The sequence below is a fragment of the Streptomyces sp. NPDC025793 genome (genome assembly GCF_055558375.1).
Genome location: NZ_JBVHMR010000051.1, coordinates 1 through 22,134, shown reverse-complemented (window position 1 = coordinate 22,134; position 22,134 = coordinate 1). Strand labels below are relative to the sequence as shown.

Below are 22,134 nucleotides of genomic sequence, written 5' to 3'. Positions count from 1 at the left end.
CGGCCGACGTACGCGCATGCAACGGGGAGAGGCAGCATGGGGGATTTCTCCGGGATAGACCCGGATGCTCTACTGAGGACAATCGGCTCCTTCAAGGGAGACAAGGAGAAGCTGCGCAACGGCGCATCATCGATCAAGAGCCAGTTGGGCCGATTCGGCATAGATGTCCAGGCGCTGAACAGTCTGACTGCCATCTGCGGCTGGCTCGACGACCAATTGCCCATGCTCCAGCGCCGACAGGCTCTGGGAGCAGCCCTGGAGAAGCAACACCCAGGGCTCAGTACCGTCCGCATTCCGGAGCCGTACTCCATGGGAGCGGCCGACGCGGCCCTGCTCCAGCAAGCGCTCGCGAGCAAGGATCAGGCCGCGGTCAACCTGGTTAAGAGTGACCTCCGGAAGCACCTGAACGACCCGGAGTTCCTGAAGGCATACTCTGACGCCGCTCCACCAAACGATGTAACGGCGTTTCAAGGGTTGCCCTCCGATGTGGCGGACAAGCTCAACCGACTGCGCCTCCAGGCGGCGGTTCAAAAGCCGGACTGCCCGCAGGAACTTAAGGATCTGTGGCAGCACCTGACGGATCCGAACGACAAGTTGTACAGGTCGGACATGTTCTTGCTCGGCTTCGACGACGTAGGCAGGGGGCACGTCGCAGTCTCATACGGAAACCCGGATACGGCGGCAAACACGGCAGTATATGTGCCTGGCACGGGATCGAGCCTGGGCGGTGCATCGGGTGACTTCAATCGAGCCCTGACGCTCTACGGCACGGCAAACACGCAAAAGCCAGGCTCCACCGCATCGATCTATTGGCTCGGCTATGACGCTCCGCAATGGGACGTCCCCGGTCCGGCCTCGCAGAGTAACGCGGACGCCGGAGCGCCCAAGTTGGCGGCCTTTGTCAACTCCCTCAAGCCCAACCACATCGGCGCGGACAATGTGACACTTATCGGACACAGCTACGGCTCGACCCTCGTCGGCGATGCCTTCGCGCACGCAGGAATGAAAGCCGACGGCGTCATCTTCGTGGGTTCCCCCGGGGTCACGGTCGACAAAGCATCCGATTTGCACCTCGACCCCAGTCACGTCTGGGCAGGCAAGGCGAAATTCGACCCCGTTCCGGAAGTGTCCGCATCGCTCAATCCACTTGAGTGGTTCGACGACCATCACATCAGGTTCGGCAATGACCCGACATCCTCGGCCTTCGGCGGCCAAACCTTCGACACCGGCGACGGGAGCGGGGTCGGCCACGCGCACAGCGAATACTGGGATCAGGGCCCGTCCCTGAACAACATGACGGACATCGTGCTCGGCCAGACGGACAAGGTCACGGCGATGCCGACCGAGCAGAAGATCGGCGCGATACCCAATCTCGCGGACCTCGCTATGCCCCCAGTTGTCTCCGTGCCTGACATGGGCGGTGCGGTCCTGCAGAACGTTGGACACGCGATGGGGGACTGGGGAGCGCCGGTCGAGCACACAGGCGACGCGTTGCATGCGTTCGGGCAGGCGGAGAACAACGTGATCGGCGCCGGCGGTGATCTCGTAAGCGGCGACGTGGATGGCGCATTGGATGATCTCAGCGATGTCGGTGATGACCTGAAGGCCAGCGGCAAGGGGATATTGCACGCTGGAGAAGACCTCTTGGATTGGTGAGATGTGAAGATGACGGAACGGTTGTCGAAGGGAGCTGCGGCCGCCGCCGTAGCAGCGTTGGCAGCGACAGCGGGCTGTGGAGGGGCAGGGGTCGACGGCACCGATCCCAAGTCGGTGGTGAAGAAGGCTCAGACGCTTGCGCAGGAGACACTTGAAGCGGTTCGCCCGACCATTGGATCCGCTGCCACGTCGGTCGACAGCAGCCATTGGGCGAAGTGCTCGACCGAGACACCTGGTGTGCACAGGTTCACCTACGCCTACGTCCTGAAGGTCCATGTCCCCAAGGACAAGTCTCAACCCGTGATGGACGCAGCGAAGGCGCACTTCACCAAGGCCGGATACACACTCGACATCCCGGACCCGAAAACGGCCAGGGTCGGAGGCAAGCTACCCAAGTCCGAATGGTGGGTCGGCGTAGGCGTACAGAACGAGTCGTCCATGTTCATCAGCATCGACTCAGGATGCGTCCCCACGTCCTCCGATCCGAAGGTCTGACGGAGCTGGCCCGAGAGCACGGACAAGTTTGCGACCACTATCCTCGATCTTTCTGCCGGTCCGCCTACGGAGTCGACGGACCGGCACGAAAGATCGAGGATAGAAACAGATCAAAAAGCGCTTCACGCTTCCCAGGGACTGGTAAAGGGTGTCCGAGCGCACGCACTCGGCTCCGCACGCCCGGCCTCGTATTCAGCGGTTGACCGCCTGCGCCTCTTCGACGACGACGTTCTGGGTCCCCCCGAACGCACCGTTGGGCAGGCCAGTCGGGTTCGGGTGACCCGTTCCAGTCCAGGTGACCTGCCAGGTGATCGTCGCCTTCAGAGGGAAGGACCCGCCGGCTGACGAACGCAGGTACTTGATGCCGCAGGGCGGGTCCTGGTCGCCAAGTCCCGGGGCCCAGGCCTTGCCGATGGAGCCGTCGTCATTGAACGTGCACTCGCCGCCGGCCGGGTAGGTCGTCGCGTCCGGCGTGCCGGGATCCAACTTCAGCGAGATCGGCTTGGCGGTCGTGGTGGCCTGAAGGTTCCATCCGGGTACGTTCAACACGGCGGTCACCGAGACCGGCTTGAAGTCCTTCTTGTCCAGCCACGCCCAAGTCGCCAGGTTCACCTTGGTGGGGCCGGACGGTGCGAGCGTCACCTTTGTGTCCGGCAACTGAATCTTGTCGTATGCGAGTTGGGCCAGGACCTCTGGGTTGACCGCGTTCTTGACGGTAGGCGTCTCCCCATTCTTCACCCAGAACGTGGCGGTGTCACAGGCGAAGGCCGCCGGATCACCGGCCTTCTCCCGTGCCGGATCCCGCACCGCGTCCCACCACATGCCCTTGCCGGTCTCGGCCTTGTTGAAGTCCTTGTACGGCTTCCCGTTCTGGAAGTGTTCCTTGGCCATGTTGTAAGCCTCGCCGACCCCACTGGCGTCGGGGATGTCCCACTCCGTGTGGAAGTGCTTGGCGAACTCGTCGGGGTTCCACTTCGGCTCGTACCAGCACGCGGGCGGTGACCAGTTGGTCACCGGCGCCAAGCCGCCGGAGTCGCCGCCGGAACCGCGGGTCGCCCCGTGGAAGGAGATGCGCGAGCCGATGGTCTGGCTCTCGCCTTGCTGGTTCTCGCCCGAGACGTCGAACTGGGAACCGCCCGGCCCCGTGGCGAACGCCAGGTTCGGTGCGAGGGTGCCGGCGAGGATGAGCGCGCCGACGAGCAACGTGCCGCAGCGCTTCAGCGCATGCATGGCTGACTTCCCCTCACGGACACTCCGTCCGCCGTCTGCCAGACGCCCTGGGCGTTCTTCTCCAGGCGCATGTTGTACAGCACGAACGCATCCTTGCCGGGCGCGGAGTGGTCGACCTTGCCGGTCTTGCGGTTCTTGTTGAACGCCTTGGTCTCGTCCGAGCAGAACACGACCCCGGCCGCGTTCTTGCCGAACAACTCGACCTTCGGGTTGAAGTAGGACGTGGTTCCCGTGAAGGTGAGCCCGGCATCCTTCCACTTCTGCACCCACTTCACGGTGGAGACGAGGGCTTTGTCCTTGTAGTAGAAGGACATGGCCGACGTATTGGGATCACCCTTGAGGATCGCGTCGTTCATGGCATTCTGCGCGCCGCTGGCGTCGGTGAGGACCGCGTCCTTCGTGCCGTCCCCGGTCTTCCAATTTTCGAAGTCGTCCTTCACATCGCTCGGCAGTGAGATCGCCGGGCGATCGGCCACCGCCGACGCACTCGGGCTGGGCGACGCCGACTGCGTCGTGTCGCCGCTTCCGGCGCCGGCGATCTTGTCGCTGCCCTTGTCCTTGGAACCGCTGCTACAGGCGGACAGCGACAGGGCCGCGGCGCTCGTCAGCGCGGCCGCGATGAGCAGAGGGCGGCGGTTCACGTGTGACTCCCAGTGAGGCGAGGGCTTCGTAGTGGACATGACGATACCCAGGGCACAGGGTGTCACGGTGGCGAATGACCATGGGTAGCGGGATCGCAACGTGGCCGATATTGGCCCAATCCACAGTCTTCGAGGGGCAGCCGAGCGCTATGTTCCGTTTTCATCAAGCTCACCACATCCCTGCACGTCAGCCAGCTTGAAGGTATCGGGCCCTGAGTCGGCGGCCCGGCTTCCGGGTCAGCAGCAGGGCGGCTCCGGCGTCTGCGTACGTTCTCTACGCAGGGCTGACATTCGCCCCTCGCTTTGGCGCACGCGAGACTGGCTTGCGGAAATCCGGGAGCGGAGAGGGCCACCTCGCCTCTGCGCCGGACCATCTACCCTGCCGAACATGATTCGCGCAGTGGTGTGAGACGTCAGTGAGTGCCTCGTGGACGAGACGCGGAAGCACGGGACCGGGATGGGAGCCACCGAGCTGCTGGTACGCGGCGTCCGTCTCAAACATTCGGTCCGCCATCAAGGCCATCAACAACCTGATCAGCTACGAGTCTTGGGTCGGTGCAGACGCCGACAAGTGGGGTAACGACTTCCATGGCCGCATGGGGGCTCTGAGCAAGTTGTTCGACTCCTACCCTGCGGAGGAGAACCGTCTGGTCACCAAGGCTCAGGCGAGGCAGGCCGCCATGAATCGCAAGAGGACGAGTGACGGTGCATAAGGCGAGCGCCACGGGTGGCTGGCTCCGGGATTGCCGGCTAATCCAAGAAGCAGCCCCTAACGAGTTCGTTAGGCTGACGGTCGGGTCTGTTCGAATGGGGCGCCGTAGATGGTAATTGCTCAGCCGTTGCCGGTTCAGGGGATACACACGGGCCCCTTCCCGATCGGGCCTGCCGTGGGCATGCTCGTGGTCGGTGGGGTGGTCGCCGCCTCTGCCGCGCTCTTGGCCAGGGGATCCGGACCGAAGGGCGATGGCAAGTCTCTGAGAAGCTGGCTACTCGGACTCGGCACGACGTTGTGCGTGCTGGGCGGACTCGGTTTGTTCGACCACTACATCGAGAACCAGCGGACGAGCGACGGACTGCATGCCGCCGGTCGCCAGGTCATCGACGACGCGGTGGAGGAGGCTCGGCATTGCGACCCCTCTTCCCCTGAACCCACCTTCGTCTATCCGAGCGGTTCGGTGCCCGGCGGGGCTTCCACGTACGTCCCGTCGCCGTGCAGTACCTCTCCGCGTGACGTACTGCTGTCGACCCCGACGACATTGACCGCCCAGATCGGGTACAAAACGGAGGAGGGAGATTCCTTCTCCACAAATGGGCACGTGACGGTGACCGACGAGGACAGCGGCAAGCAAGTCTGCGCCACCGTTCCGGACACGGTGAACGGCAGCGGCTCTGTTACCGATGGCCCATGCCGGGACTAGGCAGCGGACGTCGCACGTTGAAGTAGCGGTCCAGGAAGATGATCACTGCAGCAAGAGCGGCAAGGGCATCGGTGCCTCGGCCAGCGGCTGATAGTCCCGCCGCTGTCGAGGACCTCAGCCTTACCCCTGTTTGGCCAGCAGGTCTCCGGCTCTTGCGCTATCCCTGGCCGCCGTCTGGCACCCCGTCCAATTCTCGGTACGCCACGAAGGTGCCCTTGGATGGAAGCGTTACGACAAGCCCGCGCTCCCGAAGCTCTCGCGTGGCTCGCCGCGCAGTCAGGTGAGCGACGCCATATTCCGCAGCGAGATCCCGCTCTCCAGGCAGCCGTGCCCCCGGCCGCAGTTCGCCTGACTTGATGCGCGCGGCAATGTGGTTCGCGACCTGCATGTATACGTAAGCGATCTCGTTCGGGTCGATGGGGGACCCACTCGGGTGCTCTGCCATATCGAACAACGTACGACAGTACTGACCTGCACAGTTCGATGGAGCACGGCACACCGCTATACATCACTAATAAGCACCCTGTATCTTGGAATGGGAAGACCCCGGCGAGGTGGACAGACCTCCCGGGGAGTGGCCGATCTGAATGGACCAGACCGACATGCGCAAGCTTATCCACCGGATCCTCGACCGACTGAGCCTGATGCTCGCCCCCGGCACAGGTCGACGCCGCGCCCGCAACCGCCCTCTCCCACCGGCGCCCGCCGCCCGGCCCACCGTCTCGCACACACCCGTGCCACTCCCCACCCCCCGCTCCCCTTACAGCCTTCACGGCCCGATCGACGGCAGCACGACACTCCTCGTACGCCCCTACCTCGCTGCGCTGGAGAGGGAATCCACCCGGCAGGCACGTCGGCGACTCGCGCTTGTTCTCGCCGCCGACTTCGGGATCGACCTCGACCAGCACCTGATCGGAACGCAGGGGGTGGCCGCGTGACGGAGTCAGTCACCACCGTCCGTCTCCTGCCCTGGCTGTCGTCCGAGGGCAACCCCTGTTACCTCGTACCGGACAGCGAAGGCGGGCACCTGTCGCGTCTGGCCGATGACATCGAGGCCGTTCTGGTGACCTCGGGCGCGGACGTGCTCGTCCTCGCCCGCAAGGTGCTCGACGATCCGAAGGCGCCCTGCACCGAGGTGCGGTTCGCCGGGGTCCGGCTCGCCGAGTGCCTGAGCGACGTCCTGCGCGTGGCGGAATCGCGCGGCATGCGGCTGCCCGGGGCCGAGTTCCAGCCCCTGGCGATCAGGGGCAACACAGGCTCGGGAAGGTGCCCGTGAGTCCGCGCGCCGTCTATCGCTACGTCCCGCACACCATCCGGCACGACACGGAAGGCGGGATGGTCTACGAGGTGTACTGCACCGCTCTCCACTGCGGCGCGTACTCGGAGCCTCGGGAGGCCCAGGAAGCCGCCCAGGACTGGGCTCTGCGGCACTCCGGGCGTACCGGTCACACCCTGTTCCGCCGGGTCGTGACCGATCACGCCCGAGTGTCCCGCGACGAGTGACTCCGAGGCCACCGAGGCCATCGGCGCCGCCCCGGCGGCACGGGCAGGCAGTGGAAGCGAAGGGTTCCGCGGCCTGCCCGTACAGCGTCTTGCCGGCCTTGAGGAACGTCTGCGATCCCCTGGAACTCTCCTCGCAGAGCCAGATCCGCTTGCCCCCGGTGGCGTCGACGGCCCAGACGCCGCGGTCGTGGTCACGCGTACAGCACGCCGTCTATCACGGTCGGGTTCCAGAAACCGCGCCGACCGTTGGGCGACAGCGTCCAACGGGTGCTGCCGGTCTCCGGGTCCACGGCCGTCAGCTTGTCGCCCGGCAGAAAGCTGGGCGCCGACGCCACACCTCGGTGATCTCGGAAGAACGGGGCCGGGGCGCCTGATCGCCGATACAGCGGATGACGCGGCGTCAGCGGGAGCAGACCCCGGCGGCTCACGGCGCCAGCAGGTCCACCTTCACGTCCGCCGGAAACCCCGTCGTCGGGCCCACCCGGCGGGCGAACTCGGCGACGGCCGTCAACTGCGGGGCGCCGAAGCTGAAGTCGAGGGTGGTGAAGTACTGCGCCAGGGTCGCCTCGTCGAAGTTCTCCCAGCGGGCGGCCTGTTCGGCGACCTTGCCGACCTCCTCCAGGGAGACGTTGCGGGAGTCGAGGAAGGCCTCGTGGACCTGGCGGGTGATGAGCGGCTCGCGCTCCAGGTACTCCCTGCGGGCCGCCCAGACCGCGAAGACGAACGGCAGGCCGGTCCACTCCTTCCACATCCGCCCGAGGTCGTGCACGGTCAGGCCGTAGCGCGGGCCGTCGAGGAGGTTGGCGCGCAGTGCCGCGTCCCCGATCAGGACGGCGGCGTCGGCCTCCTGCATCATCAGGCTGAGGTCGGGCGGGCAGGTGTAGTACTCGGGGTGGACGCCGTAGCGCTCGGCGAGCAGCAGCTGGGCGAGCCGGACCGAGGTGCGGGAGGTCGAGCCGAGGGCGACCCGGGCGCCGTCGAGGCGGTCGAGGGGGACCTGCGAGACGATCACGCAGGACATGACGTCGCCGTCGCAGCCGACGGCGATGTCGGGAAAGGCGACGAGATCGTCCGCGTTGCGCAGGAACTCGACGAGGGTGATCGGACCGATGTCGAGATCGCCGCGCACGAGCTGCTCGCTGAGCTTCTCCGGGGTGTCCTTGGTCAGCTCGAAGTCGAGGAGCGTGCCGGTTCTCGCGAGCCCCCAGTAGAGGGGCAGGCAGTTCAGGAACTGGATGTGGCCCACGCGTGGCCGGGTGCGAGAATTGTCCACATCGCGAGGCTAGACCCCGTGCGGTACGGTGCTGCGACCGACCCCGACATCGAACGGAGTAACAGCCGTTCAAACATCCGGGTGAAGTGATCTTGCCCTCTATTGCTTTCGGCTGCCCGCGTGCTAGGCTCGCCGCAAGTTGCAGTTTGGTTTCCCTTGCAGTACAGAGCCTGCGGAGCATGTGACCGCGGGCTCTCGTCGTTTTCAGACGAATGCAGTTGTGCAGCACCGTTTCGCACGTGCAGGTTCTGGAGCAGGGCAACCCTTTTGAGCCCAAGGAGGGCTTATGGCTACCGGAACCGTTAAGTGGTTCAACGCCGAAAAGGGCTTTGGCTTCATCGCCCAGGAGGGCGGCGGCCCCGACGTCTTCGTTCACTACTCCGCGATCAACGCCCAGGGCTTCCGTTCCCTGGAGGAGAACCAGCAGGTCTCCTTCGACGTGACGCAGGGTCCGAAGGGCCCGCAGGCGGAGAACGTCACCCCCGTCTGATCACCGCCTGATCGCAGAACCTGAGTGCAGTACCCAAGGAGCCCCGCGCCGTACGGCGATGGGGCTCCTGCCTTTGCCGGGAACCCGCCTTCTGTGAATTCCCGGCGAATTCTCTCCTTCTCTACACGTGCTGCATGACGAGGACGAAGGCCGTGCCCGGCACCAGCGCCTCGTACGAGTGGGCGACGTCCCCGCGATACGTCATGTAGTCACCGGGACCCAGTTCCACCTCTTCCCCGACCGGTCCCGCCTTCACTCGTCCCGAGCCGACGATCAGATGCTCCACCGTGCCCGGAATATGCGGCTCCGCCGCGCGGGCCGATCCCGGCTCCGCGCTGATCCGGTAGAGGTCCCGGCGCGCCCCGGGCGGACTCGCCGACAGCAGCGTGCCGACGAAACTGGCCTGCTCGGAGGCGACGCCGGGGCCCTCGCCGGCGCGGATCACCCGGACACTCTGCACCGGCGGCTCGACCAGCACGCTGAACGGCACCCCCAGCGCCACCGCGAGGGCCCACAACGTCTCGACGTTCGGATTCCCGCTCGCGGCCTCCAGTTGGGACAGCGTGGACTTGGCGATTCCGGCGCGCTTGGCCAGCTCGGACAGGGACAGCCCGGCACGGGTGCGCTCGCGCTTGAGGGACGCGGCGATCCAGTCCATCGGGAGCCGGTCGGGGACCTCGTGCATCTCGTTCGCTCCATCGGTACGATCGTTCGCCTTGACGGACAGGGCGCTCACTGTCCATTGTAGAAAACATGCGTTCGCCACAACGAACAACCCTGATACCCCCGACGTCCCCCACTCTCCCGGCGCCCTCATGCGTGTCCGAGGACCGGTCGCTGATCCATGACGCCTCGCTCGTCTGGCTGGCCAGCGGCATCGTCGGCGTCTCCTTCGGCGCGGTCTCCGTCGCCGGCGGGCTGCCGCTGTGGGTGCCGGTGCTGATGTCCGTGCTGGTGTACGCGGGATCGGCCCAGTTCAGCGCGGTCGGCGTGCTGCTCGCCGGGGGCGGGCCGGTCGCGGCGGCGGCCACCGGGCTGCTCCTCAACACCCGTACGGCCGCGTTCAGCCTGGCCGTCGCGGAGATCCTCGGCACCGGCCGCGCGGCCCGCTTCCTCGGCGCGCACCTGGTCACCGACGAGACGGTCGCCTTCGCTCTCGCCCAGCGCGATGTGGTACGGCAGCGGCGGGCCTTCTGGATCTCCGGGCTCGGCCTGTTCGCCGTGTGGAACATCGGCGTGCTCGCGGGAGCACTGGCCGGCAGCGCGCTCGGCGACACCGCGCGCTACGGCCTGGACGCCGCCTTCCCGGCCGTCCTGGTCGCCCTGGTCCTGCCCGCGCTGCGGGCCGACGCGGCGGTACGGCGGTGCGCGCCGGCCGGCGCCGCACTGGCGCTGGCCGTGACGCCCGCGGTGCCGGCCGGGGTGCCGGTGCTGGTCGCTCTGGCCGGGCTCCTCCTGCACCGGGGACCGGTCGCCCGGAAGGAGGCCTCCGTATGAACGCCACGGTCGTCGTGATCCTGGCCCTCGCCGTCGGCACGTACGCCTTCCGGCTGGTCGGACCGGTGCTGCACGGGCGGGTGACGGTTCCGCCGCGCGTCCAGGAGCTGGCCTCGGCCGGGGCGGTGGTCCTGCTGGTCGCCCTGCTCGCCACGGGGGCGCTGACCGAGGGCGGCGGCTTCGCCGGCTGGGCCCGGCCGGCCGGGGTGCTGGTGGCCGTCCTGCTGGCCTGGCGGCGGGCACCGTTCGCCGTGGTGGTCGTGGGCGCGGCGGCGACGACCGCGCTGCTGCGGGTGGCCGGGGTCGCCTGATCTCCCGCCGCCCTTTCCAGGGGAGAGACGGAGATCCGGAGCCGCTTGAGGACCGCTTGAGGAACGCTTGAATCCGGGAGTACCGGGGGGCTGACCTGGTACGGGAACCAGCGGGGACGGCATGGGGATCGTTCCCCAGGAGCATCGGTCACGGCGTCGGGGAGAGGCCCGGCGACCGGATCACGAACCGTCTCTGCTCTTCCTGTCTTCCTGGGGGATACACCATGCGTTCCATCGCACTGCGTACGAAGACGGCTCTGACCGCGCTCGCCGGCGCGGGTGTCCTGACGCTCGCCATCGCCGCGTCCGGTCCGGCGAACGGTGTGGAGCGCGACCTGGCGCATGTCGCGGCCGGCCTGTCGGGCGAGCACGCGGCGTCGGGTCCGGTGCTGGCGGACGACCGTCAGCCCACCCTGGTCCACGCCTGACCACACCACGGCATCGACGGCACCGGCCGGGCGCACGCCCTGTTGGTGCCGTTCGACGTGAGCACGCGCCGGAGCGCGCGCCTCGACAGGCGGCGCCGTCGACTAGAGGCGTCGCGCCGCTTCCGTGACCCCCATCGCGTCGTAGAGCGCCTCCGCGGCCTGCCGATGCTGCCGCGCCGCTGGTTCGTCGTCCAGGGCCTGCGCCGCCTCCGCCATACCGGACAGGGCGCGGGCGATCTCGATGCGGTAGCAGAGGCGCGAAGCCAATTGGTGCGCCTGGCGGTACATCTCCATCGCCCGGTCGGGAGCGCCGCTGCGTAGCTGGACCAGGCCGACCACGTTCACCACGGCTGCCTGCCGCAGGGCCGAGGTGTCGGCGGAGACCAGCTCCAGGGCGCGTTCGGCGTGTTCGGCGGCCGAGCGTGCTTCGCCGAGGCGCTGGCAAAGCCGGGCCCAGTGGGCAAGAACAAAGGCCACGTTCCCGGGCTTGCGGGATTCGTCGCACAGTTCGAGGGCCTGAGCGAGACAAGCCCGTGCCCGCTCGTCCTCACCCGTGCCGAGGTGGGCCAGCGCCAGCCAGGTCAGCGAGTGGATCTCGTTGCTGCGTGCACCGACGCGCCGGTTCAGCTCGGTGGCCCGGGCAGAGTGCCGGACGCCCTCGGCATAGTGCCCCGACCAGGTCTCCACGGTCCCGAGGTTGTCCAGCGCCTGCGCCTCCATCCGGTCCAGGCCCAACTCCCGGTGCAGGGGAATGGCTTGGGTGAGGTAGGTACGAGCCTCATCGAAGTTGCCGAGTGCACCGTGCAGCAGGCCCAGCACGTCGAGGCAGCTCGCCTCTGATCCGCGGTCCTTGCCGGAGACCAGTTCCAGGCCTTCCTGGGCGGTGGCGATCCCGTCCCGGAAGTCGCCGAGCCACCAGTGGGCCACGGCCAGGTTGGACAGGCTCACGCTCAGCAGCCTCGGGTCGGCGAGCTCTCGGGCAGCGTCGACCGCGATCCGGCTGACGACACGGAACTGCTCGTAGTGCCCTCGCATGTCCAGGTAGAACAGGAGATTGCGCGCCAGCAGCGCGGTCGGGCCGGGCCGGGCCCCTGCTCCCGCCCGGGCAACGACCGCCAACAGCGCCTCGTGTTCACGGTCGTACCAGCGAAGCGCCCGTGCGTCGCTGTCCAGCCGAGGCAGTTCCGGCACATCACCGACCGGTGGCTCGCCGAAGCGCTCACGCCCGGGAAAGAGCACATCGCACGCCTGATCGGTCGCCAGCGTGTAATACGAGACCAACCGCCCCACCGCCCCCTCCTCGTCGTCCTCCACCTCCCGCACGCTCATCGCGTAGGTGCGCACCAGGTCGTGGAAGCCGTACAGCCCGGCCTCGTGCTGTTCCAGGAGGTGGGCGTCGAGGAGGTTCTCCAGGGTGTCCTCGGCGTCGTGGACGTCGGTGCCGAGCAGCGCGGCGGCGGAGTGGACGTCGATGGCGCTGCCCGGATGCAGGCCGAGGAGGCGGAAGGCGATGCGCTGGTCCGCGTCCATCGCCTGGTACGACAGCCGCAGCGTGGCCTCGACGCTGCGCTCCCCGGCGCTCAGTTCGCGCAGCCGCCGGGTCTCGTCGGCGAGCCGGTCGACCAGGTACTGCACGGTCCAGCGGGGGCGGTTGCGCAGCCGGGCGGTGGTGATGCGCAGGGCGAGGGGCAGTCCGCCGCACAGACCGGCCAGCCGGGCGGTGGCCTCGGGTTCGGCGGTGGTGCGGTCGGCGCCGAGGGTCCGGGTGAGCAGGGTCGCGCTGTCGTCGGGCGAGAGGAGGCCGAGGGAGAGCCACTCGGCGCCGTCCAGGTCGAGCATCCGGACCCGGCCGGTGAGGATGGCCAGGCAGTCCTCGGCGGCGGGCAGCAGCGGGCGGACCTGGGCGGCGTCGGCGGCGTTGTCGAGGAGGAGCAGGAGTCTTCGCTGTGCCGAAACGGTTCGCCAGAGCGTCGTACGCCGCTCCAGGTCATCGGGTATCCGGTCGTCCGGGATGCCGACGGCACGCAGCAGGGAGTGCAGGACGGCGGACGGCTCCTGCGCCTTCTCGCCGGGGCTGAAGCCGCGCAGGTCAACGAAGAGCTGCCCGTCCGGGTAGTCGGCGGCGAGCAGATGGGCCGCGTGCACGGCGAGCGCGCTCTTGCCGCTGCCGCCCATCCCGTCGACGCCGACGATCCGGGTGCTCCCGCCGGCCGGGGCCCGCCCCACCTGGAGGATCCGCGCCAGCTCCGGTTCGCGCCCGGTGAAGTCCGGCAGGTCGTAGGGCAGGGTGCAGGGGGCGGGCTCGGAGGCGGACGGCTGGAGGTAGGCCGCGGGGGCGAGGAGCGCGGCGCGGTCGGCCACGGACTGCGGTACCCGCGGGGCCACTTCGGGGCTGTCGCGCAGAATGGCCTCGTACAGCCGGGTCAGTTCGGCGCCCGGGTCGATGCCCAGCTCCTCCACGAGCAGCGCGCGCACCCGGCCGAACTCCTCCAGCGCCTCCGCCTGCCGGCCGGCCCGGTACAGGGCGAGCATCAGGCGGCCGCGCAGGGTCTCCCGCAGCGGATGGGCGATGATCAACTCACGTAACGGGCCGACCAGTTCGGCGGACTGGCCGAGTTCGAGCTGGAGCTCGAAGTACTGCTCGGCGACCGCCATGTGGCGCTCCTCCAGCGCCGCGGAGGCCGCCGTGATCACCGTGCCGCCGGCGCCCGCCATGACCGGGCCGCGCCACAGGTCCAGGCAGGCCCGCAGATGGCCGACCGCCTCGGCGGCGCGCCCGGCGGTCACCGCCTGCCGGGCCTGGCGGGCCCACTGGGTGAACTCGTGCAGGTCCAGCTGGTGTTCGCCGAGCATCGCCCGGTATCCGGCGCCGTCGGTGACGATCATCGAGGCGCCGTCCGGGATGCGGGTGCGCAGCGCGGCGACGGACTTGCGGATCTGGTGGCCGGCGGTCTGCGGCGGCGCCTCGTCCCAGGCCGCGGCGACCAGCCGGGGCAGCGGCACCATGCGCCCCGGCTCCAGCAGCAGGGTGACCAGCACGCGTTCCTGGGTCGGGCTGCCGAGCCGCAGCCGGCGCTCGCCGTGCCAGCCTTCCAGCGATCCGAGGATGTTGAACCGTACGACAGGACGACCCGATGCCGACGGTGCCGCCGAATCCACGAATGCGTCCCCTCCGCCCCGTCGCACCGCTCGGCCCGAGATGTTCGGGACCACCTAGGTTGTACCGGAGCGAGCGGCGCGGAGGGGGCGATTCCGTCCTCGCGGCGCACAGCTCGGCCCTGGCGGACAGCTCTGTCCCGACGGACAGCTAACCATCTTCACGCGAGCTGGAGGAGGGTCGCGTGCGCATCGCCTGCCAGCGCCGGGTCGTGGCGCAGGATCGCGTTCTCCACCCGGCGCAGCGCCGGGGAGGGCTGGATGCCCAGCTCGGCGTCCAGCAGGCGGCGCATCCGGCGGAAGACGTCGAGGGCGTCGGCCTGCCGGCCCGCGCCGTACAGGGCGATCATCAGCTGCTCGCAGAACCGCTCCCTGAGCGGGTGGTTGGTGTGCGCCTCGGCCAGCTCCGCGAGGACGGCGGCGTGCCGGCCGAGGCGCAGCTCGGCGTCGAAGCGCAGCTCCATCGCGCGCATCCGGTACTCCTCGTAGCGGGCGGCGGCCAGCTGGCACAGGGCGCCGCCGGTCAGGCCGCCGAAGACGGGCCCGCGCCACAGCGCCAGCGCCTCGCGCAGCAGCCGGGCGGTGTTCCCCGCGTCGTCCGGCGGGGCCGCCTCGGCCCGCCGTACCGCGCCGACGAACTCGGCGGCGTCCAGCTCGCCCGCGGCCACGGTCAGCCGGTAGCCGGAGGGGTGGATGGTGACGCGCGAGGCGGGCCGGTCCGGCTCCAGGGCGCGCAGCTTGCGGCGCAGCCGGCTGACGTGCGCCTGGAGGGCGTTGGCCTGGTTGTCGGGGACGGCCTCGCCCCACATCTCCTCGACCAGGCTCTCCCCGGAGACCGGCTGGCCCTCGCTGATCAGCAGCGTCTGCACGAGGGTGCGCTGCAGGTCGCCGGAGATCTCCGCGGGACCGGACACGGTACGGACATGCAGCGCCCCGAGGACCGAGAACTTCAGCATCCTGACTCCGCCTCCCGTTGGTGTCGCTGGCGTCGTCGTCCTTCTTCCGGCGACATACCGACGGTGCCCCCGGGCCGTACCGGTTCGTTCCCGATCCGTTCCCGGTCCCCGGATCAGCTCGCGTCGCCGGTGACCAGCGCCTTCAGCGAGGTCACCCGCCGGGCCGCCACCTCGGGGGAGTCGGCGTGCACGACGAAGTGCCCGGGGGCACGGGCGTCGGGCGGCGAGACATGGCGCACATGCGGCAGGACCCCGACCTCGGCGCTCTCCAGCCGCCACGGCGGATTCAGCACGGCCGCCGCCGCGAACCGGCCCGGCCGTACGGCGTCCACGAGCCGGCCGCTCAGCACGTCGACGGCGCCGGCCGCGAGGTCGCAGCCGCCGGCCACCTTGAGCAGCTCGGGCACCGGGTCCCTGGCGAGACCCGCCCGGCAGCCGGTGATGACCGGGCCGCGCGGGGTGAGCGCGACGCTCGTGTGCGCGGGCCCGTACTGGTAGCCGGTCAGGTCCAGTAGGGCGGTCACCACGGCGCGCACCTCGGCGGCGGTGTCCTCGGTCAGCGGGGCCGGGTGGAGCAGGCCGTAGGGCATGCGCGCGGTGATCCCGACGGCCTGGTGCATGCCGTGCACGCTCAGCGTCTCCACGGTCAGCCCGAGGGCACCGGACGGCACCTGGGCGCCGCCGGGCGAGAGCCGGTTGTCGCGGACGAGGCGCTGGACGGCGTCCTGGTCCGCGAGCAGGGCGAGGGAGCGGGCGGAGTTGACGAACAGCCCGGCGTCGGCGGCCTCGGCCAGCAGGGCGCGCAGGGCGGGCTCGTCGCGGGTGTCGGCACGGGCCGAACGCACTTGGACCCCGGCCTCGGCGGCCTCGCGGACGAGACGCAGGTCCGGGTTCAGCAGGAAGATCCGGCGGACGTCGTTGTCTTCTTTCATGCCTCTGCTCGGGGTATGAGGTCGGCGAGGGTGGAAAGGCAGGCTATGAGGGGGCGTTACCGTTCCGGTCCCGGACGGATCCCCGGGTGACGGGGTCCAGGGAACGCTATCGGTTTTCCGACCGTACTAGCGGTTTTCCCCGAGGTCCCGCGGCTGGATGCGCACGGTGTCGGCGAAGGCCCGGGCGGGCGGGCTCAGCGCGTCCCAGCGGCGCACCGCCCAGCCGACCGGCAGCGGCCGCAGCCCGGCCAGCGGGATCAGCCGCAGCGGTCCCGCGCCGGGTACGGGCGGTCCGGGTACGGCGGGCACCACGGCCCTGCCCGCGCCCAGTTCGGCGAGCAGCAGCGCCGTGTCCCAGTCGGCGACGGAGGCGTCGTAGGCGAAGCGTACGCCCGCCTCGGCGCAGGCGGCGTCCAGATGGGCGGCGGAGGCGGAGTTGGGCGGCAGCCGGATGAGCGGGACGTCGGCGAGGTCGGCCGGATCGAGCCGGGAGCGGGCGGCCAGCGGGTCGGCGGCCGGTACGGCCAGCACCCAGGGCAGCTCGGCCACGGTGCGCTGCTCGATGCCCCGCACCGGCGGGCCGAGGGTGATCCAGGCGAGGTCGAGGGTGCCGTCGGCGAGCGCGTCGAAGGTGCCCCGGCCCGAACTGACCGTGCGGAACTCCAGGTTGACCCTCGGGTGCCGGCGGCGGAAGGCGACGACCGCGTCGGACATGAAGTGCCGTACGGTGGTCGCGCCGGTGGCCACGCGAACGTGCCCGCTGTGCCCGTCGAGCAGATCGCGCAGCTGCCGTACGGCGAGGTCGAGCCCGGAGATGCCCTCGGCGGCCGCGGCCTCCAGGATCCGCCCGGCCTGGGTCGTGACGACGCCGCGCGGCCGGCGCTCCAGCAGGGCGAGGCCGGTCTCCCGCTCCAGCCGTTTGACGTGCTGGCTGACCGCGGACTGGGTGCAGCCGAGGTCGCGGGCGACGGAGCTGAGGCTGCCGGCCCGGCACACGGCCACGAACACTCGGAGGTCCTCAAGAGTCACAACACCCAAGCTAACACTGGGGTTTGCCGACACATCTCAAGGATTGACTCGGACTCCAGCGCGGTACGAGGATCGGTGCCGGGCCGCGATCGACCCAGGCGGCAACCCGCTCCCCGCAGCACACCGGGCGTCCGGACCGAGGTGTGCACCGGCCGGGGAGCGGGTGCCGACCCCTCGGCCGGCCCCTCGGCCAGCCCCTCACCGAGCGGACTCGTACAGTCCCTCCACCTCGGGCGCGAAGTCCCGCATGATCTGCTCGCGGCGCAGCTTCATCGAGGGCGTGAGATGGCCCTCGTACTCGGTGAAGTCCCGGGGCAGCACGGCGAAGCGGCGGATGGACTCGGGGCGGGAGACCAGCTTGTTGGCCTCGTCGACCGCCCGCTGCAGGACCGCCTCCAACTCCGGGTCGCCGACCAGCAGTTCCGGCGGCACCACGTGCTTGCCGAGCATCTGCCGCCAGTGGCCGACGCCGTCGGGGTCGAGGGTGATCAGCGCGGAGACGTACGGGCGGCCGTCGCCGACCAGCATGACCTGGGAGATCAGCGGGTGCTGGCGCAGCCAGTTCTCCAGCGGGGCCGGGGCCACCGACTTGCCGCCCGCCGTGATCAGCAGCTCCTTCTTGCGGCCCGTGATGGTGAGGTAGCCCTCGTCGTCCAGTTCGCCGATGTCGCCGGTGGCCAGCCAGCCGTCCCGGGTCGCGGGCACGACGCCGCCGGCCTGCGGATCCCAGTAGCCACGCAGGACGTGGTCGCCGGCGACGAGGATCTCGCCGTCGGCGGCGATCCTGACCCGGGTGCCGGGCAGCGGCCAGCCGACGGTGCCGAGCCGGGGCTTGAGCGGCGGGGTGCAGGTCGTGGCGGCGGTGGTCTCGGTGAGGCCGTACCCCTCGAAGATCTCGATGCCGGCGCCGGCGTAGAACGCGGCGAGGCGCCTTCCGAGCGGGGAGCCGCCGCAGATGACGTACCGGACGCGGCCGCCCATCGCGGCCCGGATCTTGCGGTAGACGAGCGGGTCGTAGAAGCCGCGGGCGGTCTTCAGCGAGCGGCTCGGGCCGCCGCCGGTGCCGGTCTGCCGGGCCTCCAGCGCCTCGCCGTAGCGGACGGCGGTCGCCGCCGCCCGGTCGAAGACCGTGACCCGGCCGCCCGACTCGGCCTTGGCGCGGGCGGAGTTGTAGACCTTCTCCAGCATGTACGGGATGGTCAGCAGCGCGGTCGGCCGGAAGGCGGCCAGGTCCGGCAGCAGGTCCTCGGCGGCAAGGCTCGGCGCGTGCCCGAGCCGCACCCGGGCCCGGACGCACGCGATGGCGACCATCCGTCCGAACACGTGCGACATCGGCAGGAACAGCAGCACCGAGGGGTCCTCGTCCTGCGACTTGAAGACCGGGTAGAGCAGTTCGACGGCGTTGTCGACCTCGGCGAGGAAGTTGCCGTGGGACAGCGCGCAGCCCTTGGGACGGCCGGTGGTGCCGGAGGTGTAGATGAGGGTGGCGAGGGTGGCGGGCCCCATCATGCCGCGCCGCACGGCGACTTCGCCGTCCGGCACCTGCGCGCCCGCCTCCGCCAGTCGCTCCACGTGCTCCTTGTCCATCACCCACACATGGCGCAGATCGGGCAGGTGCGGCAGCTCGGGCCCGATGGCGGCGGCCTGCGCCGCGGTCTCGGTGACGAGGGCACGGGCGCCGGAGTCGTGCAGGATCCAGCGGGTCTGGAAGACGGAGGAGGTGGGGTAGACGGGCACGGTGACGAGCCCGGCGGCCCAGGCGGCGAAGTCGAGCAGCGACCACTCGTAGCGGGTGCGGGCCATCACGGCGATCCGGTCGCCCGGCGTCAGCCCCTCGGAGATCAGCCCCTTGGCCACGGCGAGCACCTGCTCGGCGAAGTCCGCGGCCGTCACCTCCTGCCACCGGCCGTCGGGCATACGGCGGCTGAGCGCGATCGCGCCGGGGGCGGCCTCGGCGTTGTCGAACGGCAGGTCCGCGAGCGAGCCATGGGTGACCGGGGGCACGAACGGCGGTACGTGCACCTCGCGCACGGCGCCGTCCAGCCGCTGGATCCAGGGTTCGACGAGGACGGGCTTGCCGTCGTAGTCGACGGCGGAGACGGCGGCGGAGGAGACGGGGGCGTTCGGGTACGGGGTGGACACGGGCGGCTCCTCTGGCGTGCGTGCACCTGCGGCGGGCCTCGACAGACAGGGAGTTACCGCTGGTTAGGCAGGTGATCGTACGGGGCCACTGTGCGGAGGTTGTGCGGGTTCGGAGGTGGTCCGGGGACAGGGATGTGCAACCTCGGGGTTTTTGTGACAGGGCCTCACGTTAAACTTACCGGCGGTAACCTTACTTCAGGGTAAGCAGTTGGGGGACGGACGTGACAAGTACGTTGACGCATCTCATAACGGGCGCCCTGCGCTCACCGTTCAAACGCCCCTCCCCCGACGCCGACTTCCCGCGCACCCGGCTCGTGCTGCCCGGGGTCCGCGTCGACCTGTCCCGCCTCGCCGCCTACGAGCGGGTCTGCGGCTTCCCGACCGGCGAGAGCGGCCTGCCCGTGACCTACCCGCACGTCCTCGGCTTCCCGCTGGCCATGCGGCTGATGAGCGACCGCGCGTTCCCGCTGCCGCTGCCGGGCCTGGTGCACACCTCGGTCGACATCGCCCGGCACGGGGCCGTACCGGCGACGGAGGCGTACGAACTCGCCGTCCACATCGAGGGGTTGGCACCGCACCGGCGCGGCACGGAGGCGACGGTGGTGACGGAACTGATGTCGCGGGGCGAGCGGTTGTGGGAGTCCCGCAGCACGTATCTGGCCCGGCACCGGACGCAGGAGGCCGCATCCGGCCACCGGGACGAACAGCGACCGGCGCCTGCGCTCCCGGTCCTCGACGAGTGGCGGCTCGCCGGGGACGTCGGCCGGCGCTACGGCGCGACCTCCGGCGACCGCAACCCCATCCACCTCCACCCGCTCACCGCCCGCCTCTTCGGCTTCCCGAGGGCGATCGCGCACGGCATGTGGACGGTGGCCCGCTGCGTCGCCGCCCACGGCACGAGCGGCTCCGTCGTGGTGCGGGCGCGGTTCATGGCGCCGGTGCTGTTGCCCGGGGTGGTGACATACGGAGCGGATGCCTCCGGCCGGTTCGAACTGCGGGACGGCAGTGGGGAGCGGGTGCATGTGCGGGGGGAGGTGCGGGCGGTGGGGTGAGCCGTTGGGGGTGCGTCGCCGTTGCCGGGTGCGGGTGGCTTGTGGCTGATCGCGCAGTTCCCCGCGCCCCTTGAGGTCGGCGAGCTGCAGCATCTTTCAGGGGGGCGGGGCTGTACCCGATATGCGGCTCCGCCGCGTGGGCGCGAGCAACCCATCACTCACCCGCGCCCGGCAATGGCGACGCACCCCAACGGCGCTACGCCTCGCCCCCCGACGGAGTCCAGCGGTTGCCCCGCATCAGATTCCCCAGTCCCGCCCACGCGAAGTTCATCAACGTCGTCGCCGCCTGCCGGGCGGTGACCCCCGGTGTCGCGTTGGCCCAGGCGGCCAGGGATTCCGCCGCGCCCACCAGGGCCTCGGCCAGGCCCGCGACCTCGTCCTCCGGCAGGTCGGGATCGCTGTGTGCCTCGCGGGCCGCGACGACGACCAGGCCGGTGACGAAGGCGACGATCTCCGTGCGCATCGCGGCGACCTCGGCCGCGAAGGGCTCGCCGTGGGTGCGGGCCTGCAAGTGGAGGACGGACCAGGCGTCGGGGTGCTCGCCGGTGTGCGTGAAGAAGGCCAGCAGACCGTCCCACAGCCGGCGGTCGGCCGGCAGGTCCGGGCGGACCCCGGCGCGCACCGCCCGCGTCAGCGCGTCGGCCTCCCGGCGGATGCAGGCGGTGAAGAGGTCTTCCTTGGAGTTCAGGTACAGGTAGACCAGCGGCTTGGAGACACCCGCGAGTTCGGCTATCTCGTCCATCGACGCGGCCATGTAGCCACGCCGGCCGAAGATCCGTACGGCGGCGTCGAGCATCTGCTGCTCGCGCACCGCACGCGGCATCCGTCTGGTCCTCGCCCCGCCCATGAGGCCAAGACTAGTTGGACGCGGCCGCCTCGCCCCGCGCCCGGGCGCCGTCGTCGGCCACGTCCTCCTGGCTGCGGTTGGCTTCCAGGTTGGCCTTCATCCGGTCGACCTTGTTCACGATCTGCACCGAGGCCCGGTCCCGCTCCTTGCGCAGCACGACCCAGCTGATCGGCGCCGAGAGGACCAGGGAGAGCAGCAGCACCCACAGGAAGTTGGAGTCGCCGAAACCGCGCGGGAAGATGCCGGAGTAGACGGCTCCCCAGACGACCACGAGGCAGCCGACGAAGACGCCGAGGCGCATCAGCGTGTAGCGGAGCATCTCAATCCAGTCGTCCGATTCCAAAAGGGTCAGAGTCCAGTGAAGCACGCCCCGGGGGCGATCATGCAGGGGGGTCACATGAGGGGCAGCAGCATGGTGATGTCCTCGCGGTCGTCACCGGGAGCGACCCGGATGGCGCCGGGCACCCGTCCGACCTCCTTGTAACCGCAGGAGCCGTAGAACCGCTCCAGGCCCATGCCGCCCCGGCAGGTGAGGCGGATCGCCTCGATGCCGTCGAGTGTGCGGGCCGCGTCGGCGGCGGCCGCGAGCAGGTCCCGGCCGTAGCCCTTGCCCTGGTGCCGGGGGTGGACCATCACCGTGTACAGCCACGCCCAGTGCGTCATCAGCGGGTGCGTGTTGAAGGTGATGAAGGCCGTCGCGGCGAGGCGCCCCTCCTCGTCGTGCCCGGTGAGCAGCCGGGTGCGGCCCTCGGCGAGCTGGGTGAGATACCGGACGACCTCGGGGCGGATGTCCTGCGCGGTCACCGGCGGCACGAAGCCGACGGCCCCGCCCGCGTTGGAGACGTCCGTCCACAGCTCCAGGAACCCGTCGCGCAGGTCGGGGGTGAGGGCGGGATCGAGCGTAAAGGTAAGGGGCATGTGGGCATCGTATCTATTACCCACATGCCCCTTCAGACGGAAAACCAGCCGTGCCGTGTCACACCCGCATCGGCTGCGGCGACTCGCGCCGGGCCGGGTCGGGGCCGTCGTACTCGCGGATGATCTCGTAGCGCGTGTTGCGCTCGACCGGGCGGAAGCC

General features: G+C 69.9%; 25 protein-coding genes. 11 read left to right on the top strand and 14 right to left on the bottom strand.

The window, feature by feature from the left end:
- Positions 1-36: 36 nt before the first annotated feature.
- Both ACZ4MF_RS42770 and ACZ4MF_RS42765 read left to right on the top strand, forming a co-directional pair.
- Positions 37-1,656 (top strand): alpha/beta hydrolase, encoded by a 1,620-nt coding sequence (locus ACZ4MF_RS42770; protein WP_467498971.1) that lies wholly within the window; start codon positions 37-39, stop codon positions 1,654-1,656.
- A 9-nt stretch (positions 1,657-1,665) separates the two neighbouring features.
- Positions 1,666-2,151, top strand: coding sequence for a hypothetical protein (locus ACZ4MF_RS42765; protein WP_467498969.1), 486 nt, complete (start codon positions 1,666-1,668; stop codon positions 2,149-2,151).
- A gap of 192 nt (positions 2,152-2,343) precedes the next feature.
- Here the strand turns inward: ACZ4MF_RS42765 and ACZ4MF_RS42760 are convergent, their stop codons facing one another.
- Positions 2,344-3,381, bottom strand: coding sequence for a hypothetical protein (locus tag ACZ4MF_RS42760; RefSeq protein ID WP_467498967.1), 1,038 nt, complete (start codon positions 3,379-3,381; stop codon positions 2,344-2,346).
- Positions 3,369-4,022: a hypothetical protein gene (locus ACZ4MF_RS42755; RefSeq protein WP_467498965.1), complete on the bottom strand. Its 654-nt coding sequence runs from the start codon at positions 4,020-4,022 to the stop codon at positions 3,369-3,371. The genes ACZ4MF_RS42760 and ACZ4MF_RS42755 overlap by 13 nt, the downstream gene beginning before the upstream one ends.
- Before the next feature lie 887 nt (positions 4,023-4,909).
- Between ACZ4MF_RS42755 and ACZ4MF_RS42750 the strand changes: the two genes are divergently transcribed.
- Complete coding sequence (locus tag ACZ4MF_RS42750; protein ID WP_467498963.1) at positions 4,910-5,440, top strand: hypothetical protein; 531 nt, start codon at positions 4,910-4,912, stop codon at positions 5,438-5,440.
- 157 nt (positions 5,441-5,597) lie between these two features.
- Here the strand turns inward: ACZ4MF_RS42750 and ACZ4MF_RS42745 are convergent, their stop codons facing one another.
- Positions 5,598-5,828: a winged helix-turn-helix domain-containing protein gene (locus ACZ4MF_RS42745; protein ID WP_467499002.1), complete on the bottom strand. Its 231-nt coding sequence runs from the start codon at positions 5,826-5,828 to the stop codon at positions 5,598-5,600.
- A gap of 214 nt (positions 5,829-6,042) precedes the next feature.
- Between ACZ4MF_RS42745 and ACZ4MF_RS42740 the strand changes: the two genes are divergently transcribed.
- Genes ACZ4MF_RS42740 through ACZ4MF_RS42730 form a run of 3 tightly spaced genes read left to right on the top strand, consistent with a single transcriptional unit; the run spans position 6,043 to position 6,943 of the window.
- Positions 6,043-6,378, top strand: a complete 336-nt coding sequence (locus tag ACZ4MF_RS42740) for a hypothetical protein (protein ID WP_467498961.1) — start codon at positions 6,043-6,045, stop codon at positions 6,376-6,378.
- Complete coding sequence (locus ACZ4MF_RS42735) at positions 6,375-6,716, top strand: hypothetical protein (RefSeq protein WP_467498959.1); 342 nt, start codon at positions 6,375-6,377, stop codon at positions 6,714-6,716. The genes ACZ4MF_RS42740 and ACZ4MF_RS42735 overlap by 4 nt, the downstream gene beginning before the upstream one ends.
- On the top strand, positions 6,713-6,943 hold the full coding sequence (locus tag ACZ4MF_RS42730; RefSeq protein ID WP_467498958.1) for a DUF7848 domain-containing protein: 231 nt from the start codon (positions 6,713-6,715) through the stop codon (positions 6,941-6,943). The genes ACZ4MF_RS42735 and ACZ4MF_RS42730 overlap by 4 nt, the downstream gene beginning before the upstream one ends.
- Before the next feature lie 191 nt (positions 6,944-7,134).
- Here ACZ4MF_RS42730 and ACZ4MF_RS42725 read toward each other — a convergent pair whose 3' ends face one another.
- Positions 7,135-7,278 carry a hypothetical protein gene (locus ACZ4MF_RS42725; RefSeq protein ID WP_467498956.1) on the bottom strand — a complete coding sequence of 48 codons (144 nt, stop codon included), beginning with the start codon at positions 7,276-7,278 and terminating at the stop codon, positions 7,135-7,137.
- An 89-nt stretch (positions 7,279-7,367) separates the two neighbouring features.
- Positions 7,368-8,216 (bottom strand): menaquinone biosynthetic enzyme MqnA/MqnD family protein, encoded by an 849-nt coding sequence (locus tag ACZ4MF_RS42720; RefSeq protein WP_467498954.1) that lies wholly within the window; start codon positions 8,214-8,216, stop codon positions 7,368-7,370.
- Positions 8,217-8,502: 286 nt separating this feature from the next.
- On the opposite strand from ACZ4MF_RS42720, the gene ACZ4MF_RS42715 reads away from it, so the two are divergent.
- Positions 8,503-8,706 (top strand): cold-shock protein, encoded by a 204-nt coding sequence (locus ACZ4MF_RS42715; protein ID WP_003974443.1) that lies wholly within the window; start codon positions 8,503-8,505, stop codon positions 8,704-8,706.
- Positions 8,707-8,827: 121 nt separating this feature from the next.
- On the opposite strand, the gene ACZ4MF_RS42710 is transcribed toward ACZ4MF_RS42715, so the two are convergent.
- Positions 8,828-9,391, bottom strand: a complete 564-nt coding sequence (locus ACZ4MF_RS42710) for a helix-turn-helix domain-containing protein (protein ID WP_467498952.1) — start codon at positions 9,389-9,391, stop codon at positions 8,828-8,830.
- A 68-nt stretch (positions 9,392-9,459) separates the two neighbouring features.
- On the opposite strand from ACZ4MF_RS42710, the gene ACZ4MF_RS42705 reads away from it, so the two are divergent.
- The 3 genes from ACZ4MF_RS42705 to ACZ4MF_RS42695 all read left to right on the top strand — a co-directional run bounded on the left by ACZ4MF_RS42705 (position 9,460) and on the right by ACZ4MF_RS42695 (position 10,942).
- Positions 9,460-10,203, top strand: coding sequence for an AzlC family ABC transporter permease (locus ACZ4MF_RS42705; protein ID WP_467498950.1), 744 nt, complete (start codon positions 9,460-9,462; stop codon positions 10,201-10,203).
- Positions 10,200-10,514 carry an AzlD domain-containing protein gene (locus ACZ4MF_RS42700; RefSeq protein ID WP_467498948.1) on the top strand — a complete coding sequence of 105 codons (315 nt, stop codon included), beginning with the start codon at positions 10,200-10,202 and terminating at the stop codon, positions 10,512-10,514. Before ACZ4MF_RS42705 ends, ACZ4MF_RS42700 begins: the two co-directional genes overlap by 4 nt.
- A gap of 224 nt (positions 10,515-10,738) precedes the next feature.
- Entirely contained in the window at positions 10,739-10,942 is a 204-nt protein-coding gene (locus tag ACZ4MF_RS42695; protein ID WP_467498946.1) for a hypothetical protein, read from the top strand.
- A gap of 102 nt (positions 10,943-11,044) precedes the next feature.
- Here the strand turns inward: ACZ4MF_RS42695 and ACZ4MF_RS42690 are convergent, their stop codons facing one another.
- The 5 genes from ACZ4MF_RS42690 to ACZ4MF_RS42670 form a co-directional block, all read right to left on the bottom strand.
- Positions 11,045-14,101, bottom strand: a complete 3,057-nt coding sequence (locus ACZ4MF_RS42690) for an AfsR/SARP family transcriptional regulator (protein ID WP_467498944.1) — start codon at positions 14,099-14,101, stop codon at positions 11,045-11,047.
- 158 nt (positions 14,102-14,259) lie between these two features.
- Positions 14,260-15,054: an AfsR/SARP family transcriptional regulator gene (locus ACZ4MF_RS42685; RefSeq protein WP_362823413.1), complete on the bottom strand. Its 795-nt coding sequence runs from the start codon at positions 15,052-15,054 to the stop codon at positions 14,260-14,262.
- A gap of 113 nt (positions 15,055-15,167) precedes the next feature.
- Positions 15,168-15,986 (bottom strand): hypothetical protein, encoded by an 819-nt coding sequence (locus tag ACZ4MF_RS42680; RefSeq protein WP_467498942.1) that lies wholly within the window; start codon positions 15,984-15,986, stop codon positions 15,168-15,170.
- A gap of 126 nt (positions 15,987-16,112) precedes the next feature.
- Complete coding sequence (locus ACZ4MF_RS42675) at positions 16,113-17,015, bottom strand: LysR family transcriptional regulator (protein ID WP_467498940.1); 903 nt, start codon at positions 17,013-17,015, stop codon at positions 16,113-16,115.
- A gap of 198 nt (positions 17,016-17,213) precedes the next feature.
- Positions 17,214-19,157: an AMP-dependent synthetase/ligase gene (locus ACZ4MF_RS42670; protein ID WP_467498939.1), complete on the bottom strand. Its 1,944-nt coding sequence runs from the start codon at positions 19,155-19,157 to the stop codon at positions 17,214-17,216.
- Positions 19,158-19,390: 233 nt separating this feature from the next.
- Here ACZ4MF_RS42670 and ACZ4MF_RS42665 point away from each other — a divergent pair, with 233 nt between their 5' ends.
- Positions 19,391-20,209 (top strand): MaoC/PaaZ C-terminal domain-containing protein, encoded by an 819-nt coding sequence (locus tag ACZ4MF_RS42665; RefSeq protein ID WP_467498938.1) that lies wholly within the window; start codon positions 19,391-19,393, stop codon positions 20,207-20,209.
- A 196-nt stretch (positions 20,210-20,405) separates the two neighbouring features.
- Here ACZ4MF_RS42665 and ACZ4MF_RS42660 read toward each other — a convergent pair whose 3' ends face one another.
- The 3 genes from ACZ4MF_RS42660 to ACZ4MF_RS42650 all read right to left on the bottom strand — a co-directional run bounded on the left by ACZ4MF_RS42660 (position 20,406) and on the right by ACZ4MF_RS42650 (position 21,974).
- Positions 20,406-21,056 (bottom strand): TetR/AcrR family transcriptional regulator, encoded by a 651-nt coding sequence (locus ACZ4MF_RS42660; RefSeq protein ID WP_467498936.1) that lies wholly within the window; start codon positions 21,054-21,056, stop codon positions 20,406-20,408.
- Between the two features lie 10 nt (positions 21,057-21,066).
- Positions 21,067-21,375 carry a DUF4229 domain-containing protein gene (locus tag ACZ4MF_RS42655; RefSeq protein WP_467499000.1) on the bottom strand — a complete coding sequence of 103 codons (309 nt, stop codon included), beginning with the start codon at positions 21,373-21,375 and terminating at the stop codon, positions 21,067-21,069.
- Between the two features lie 74 nt (positions 21,376-21,449).
- On the bottom strand, positions 21,450-21,974 hold the full coding sequence (locus ACZ4MF_RS42650) for a GNAT family N-acetyltransferase (protein ID WP_467498934.1): 525 nt from the start codon (positions 21,972-21,974) through the stop codon (positions 21,450-21,452).
- Positions 21,975-22,134: the final 160 nt, after the last annotated feature.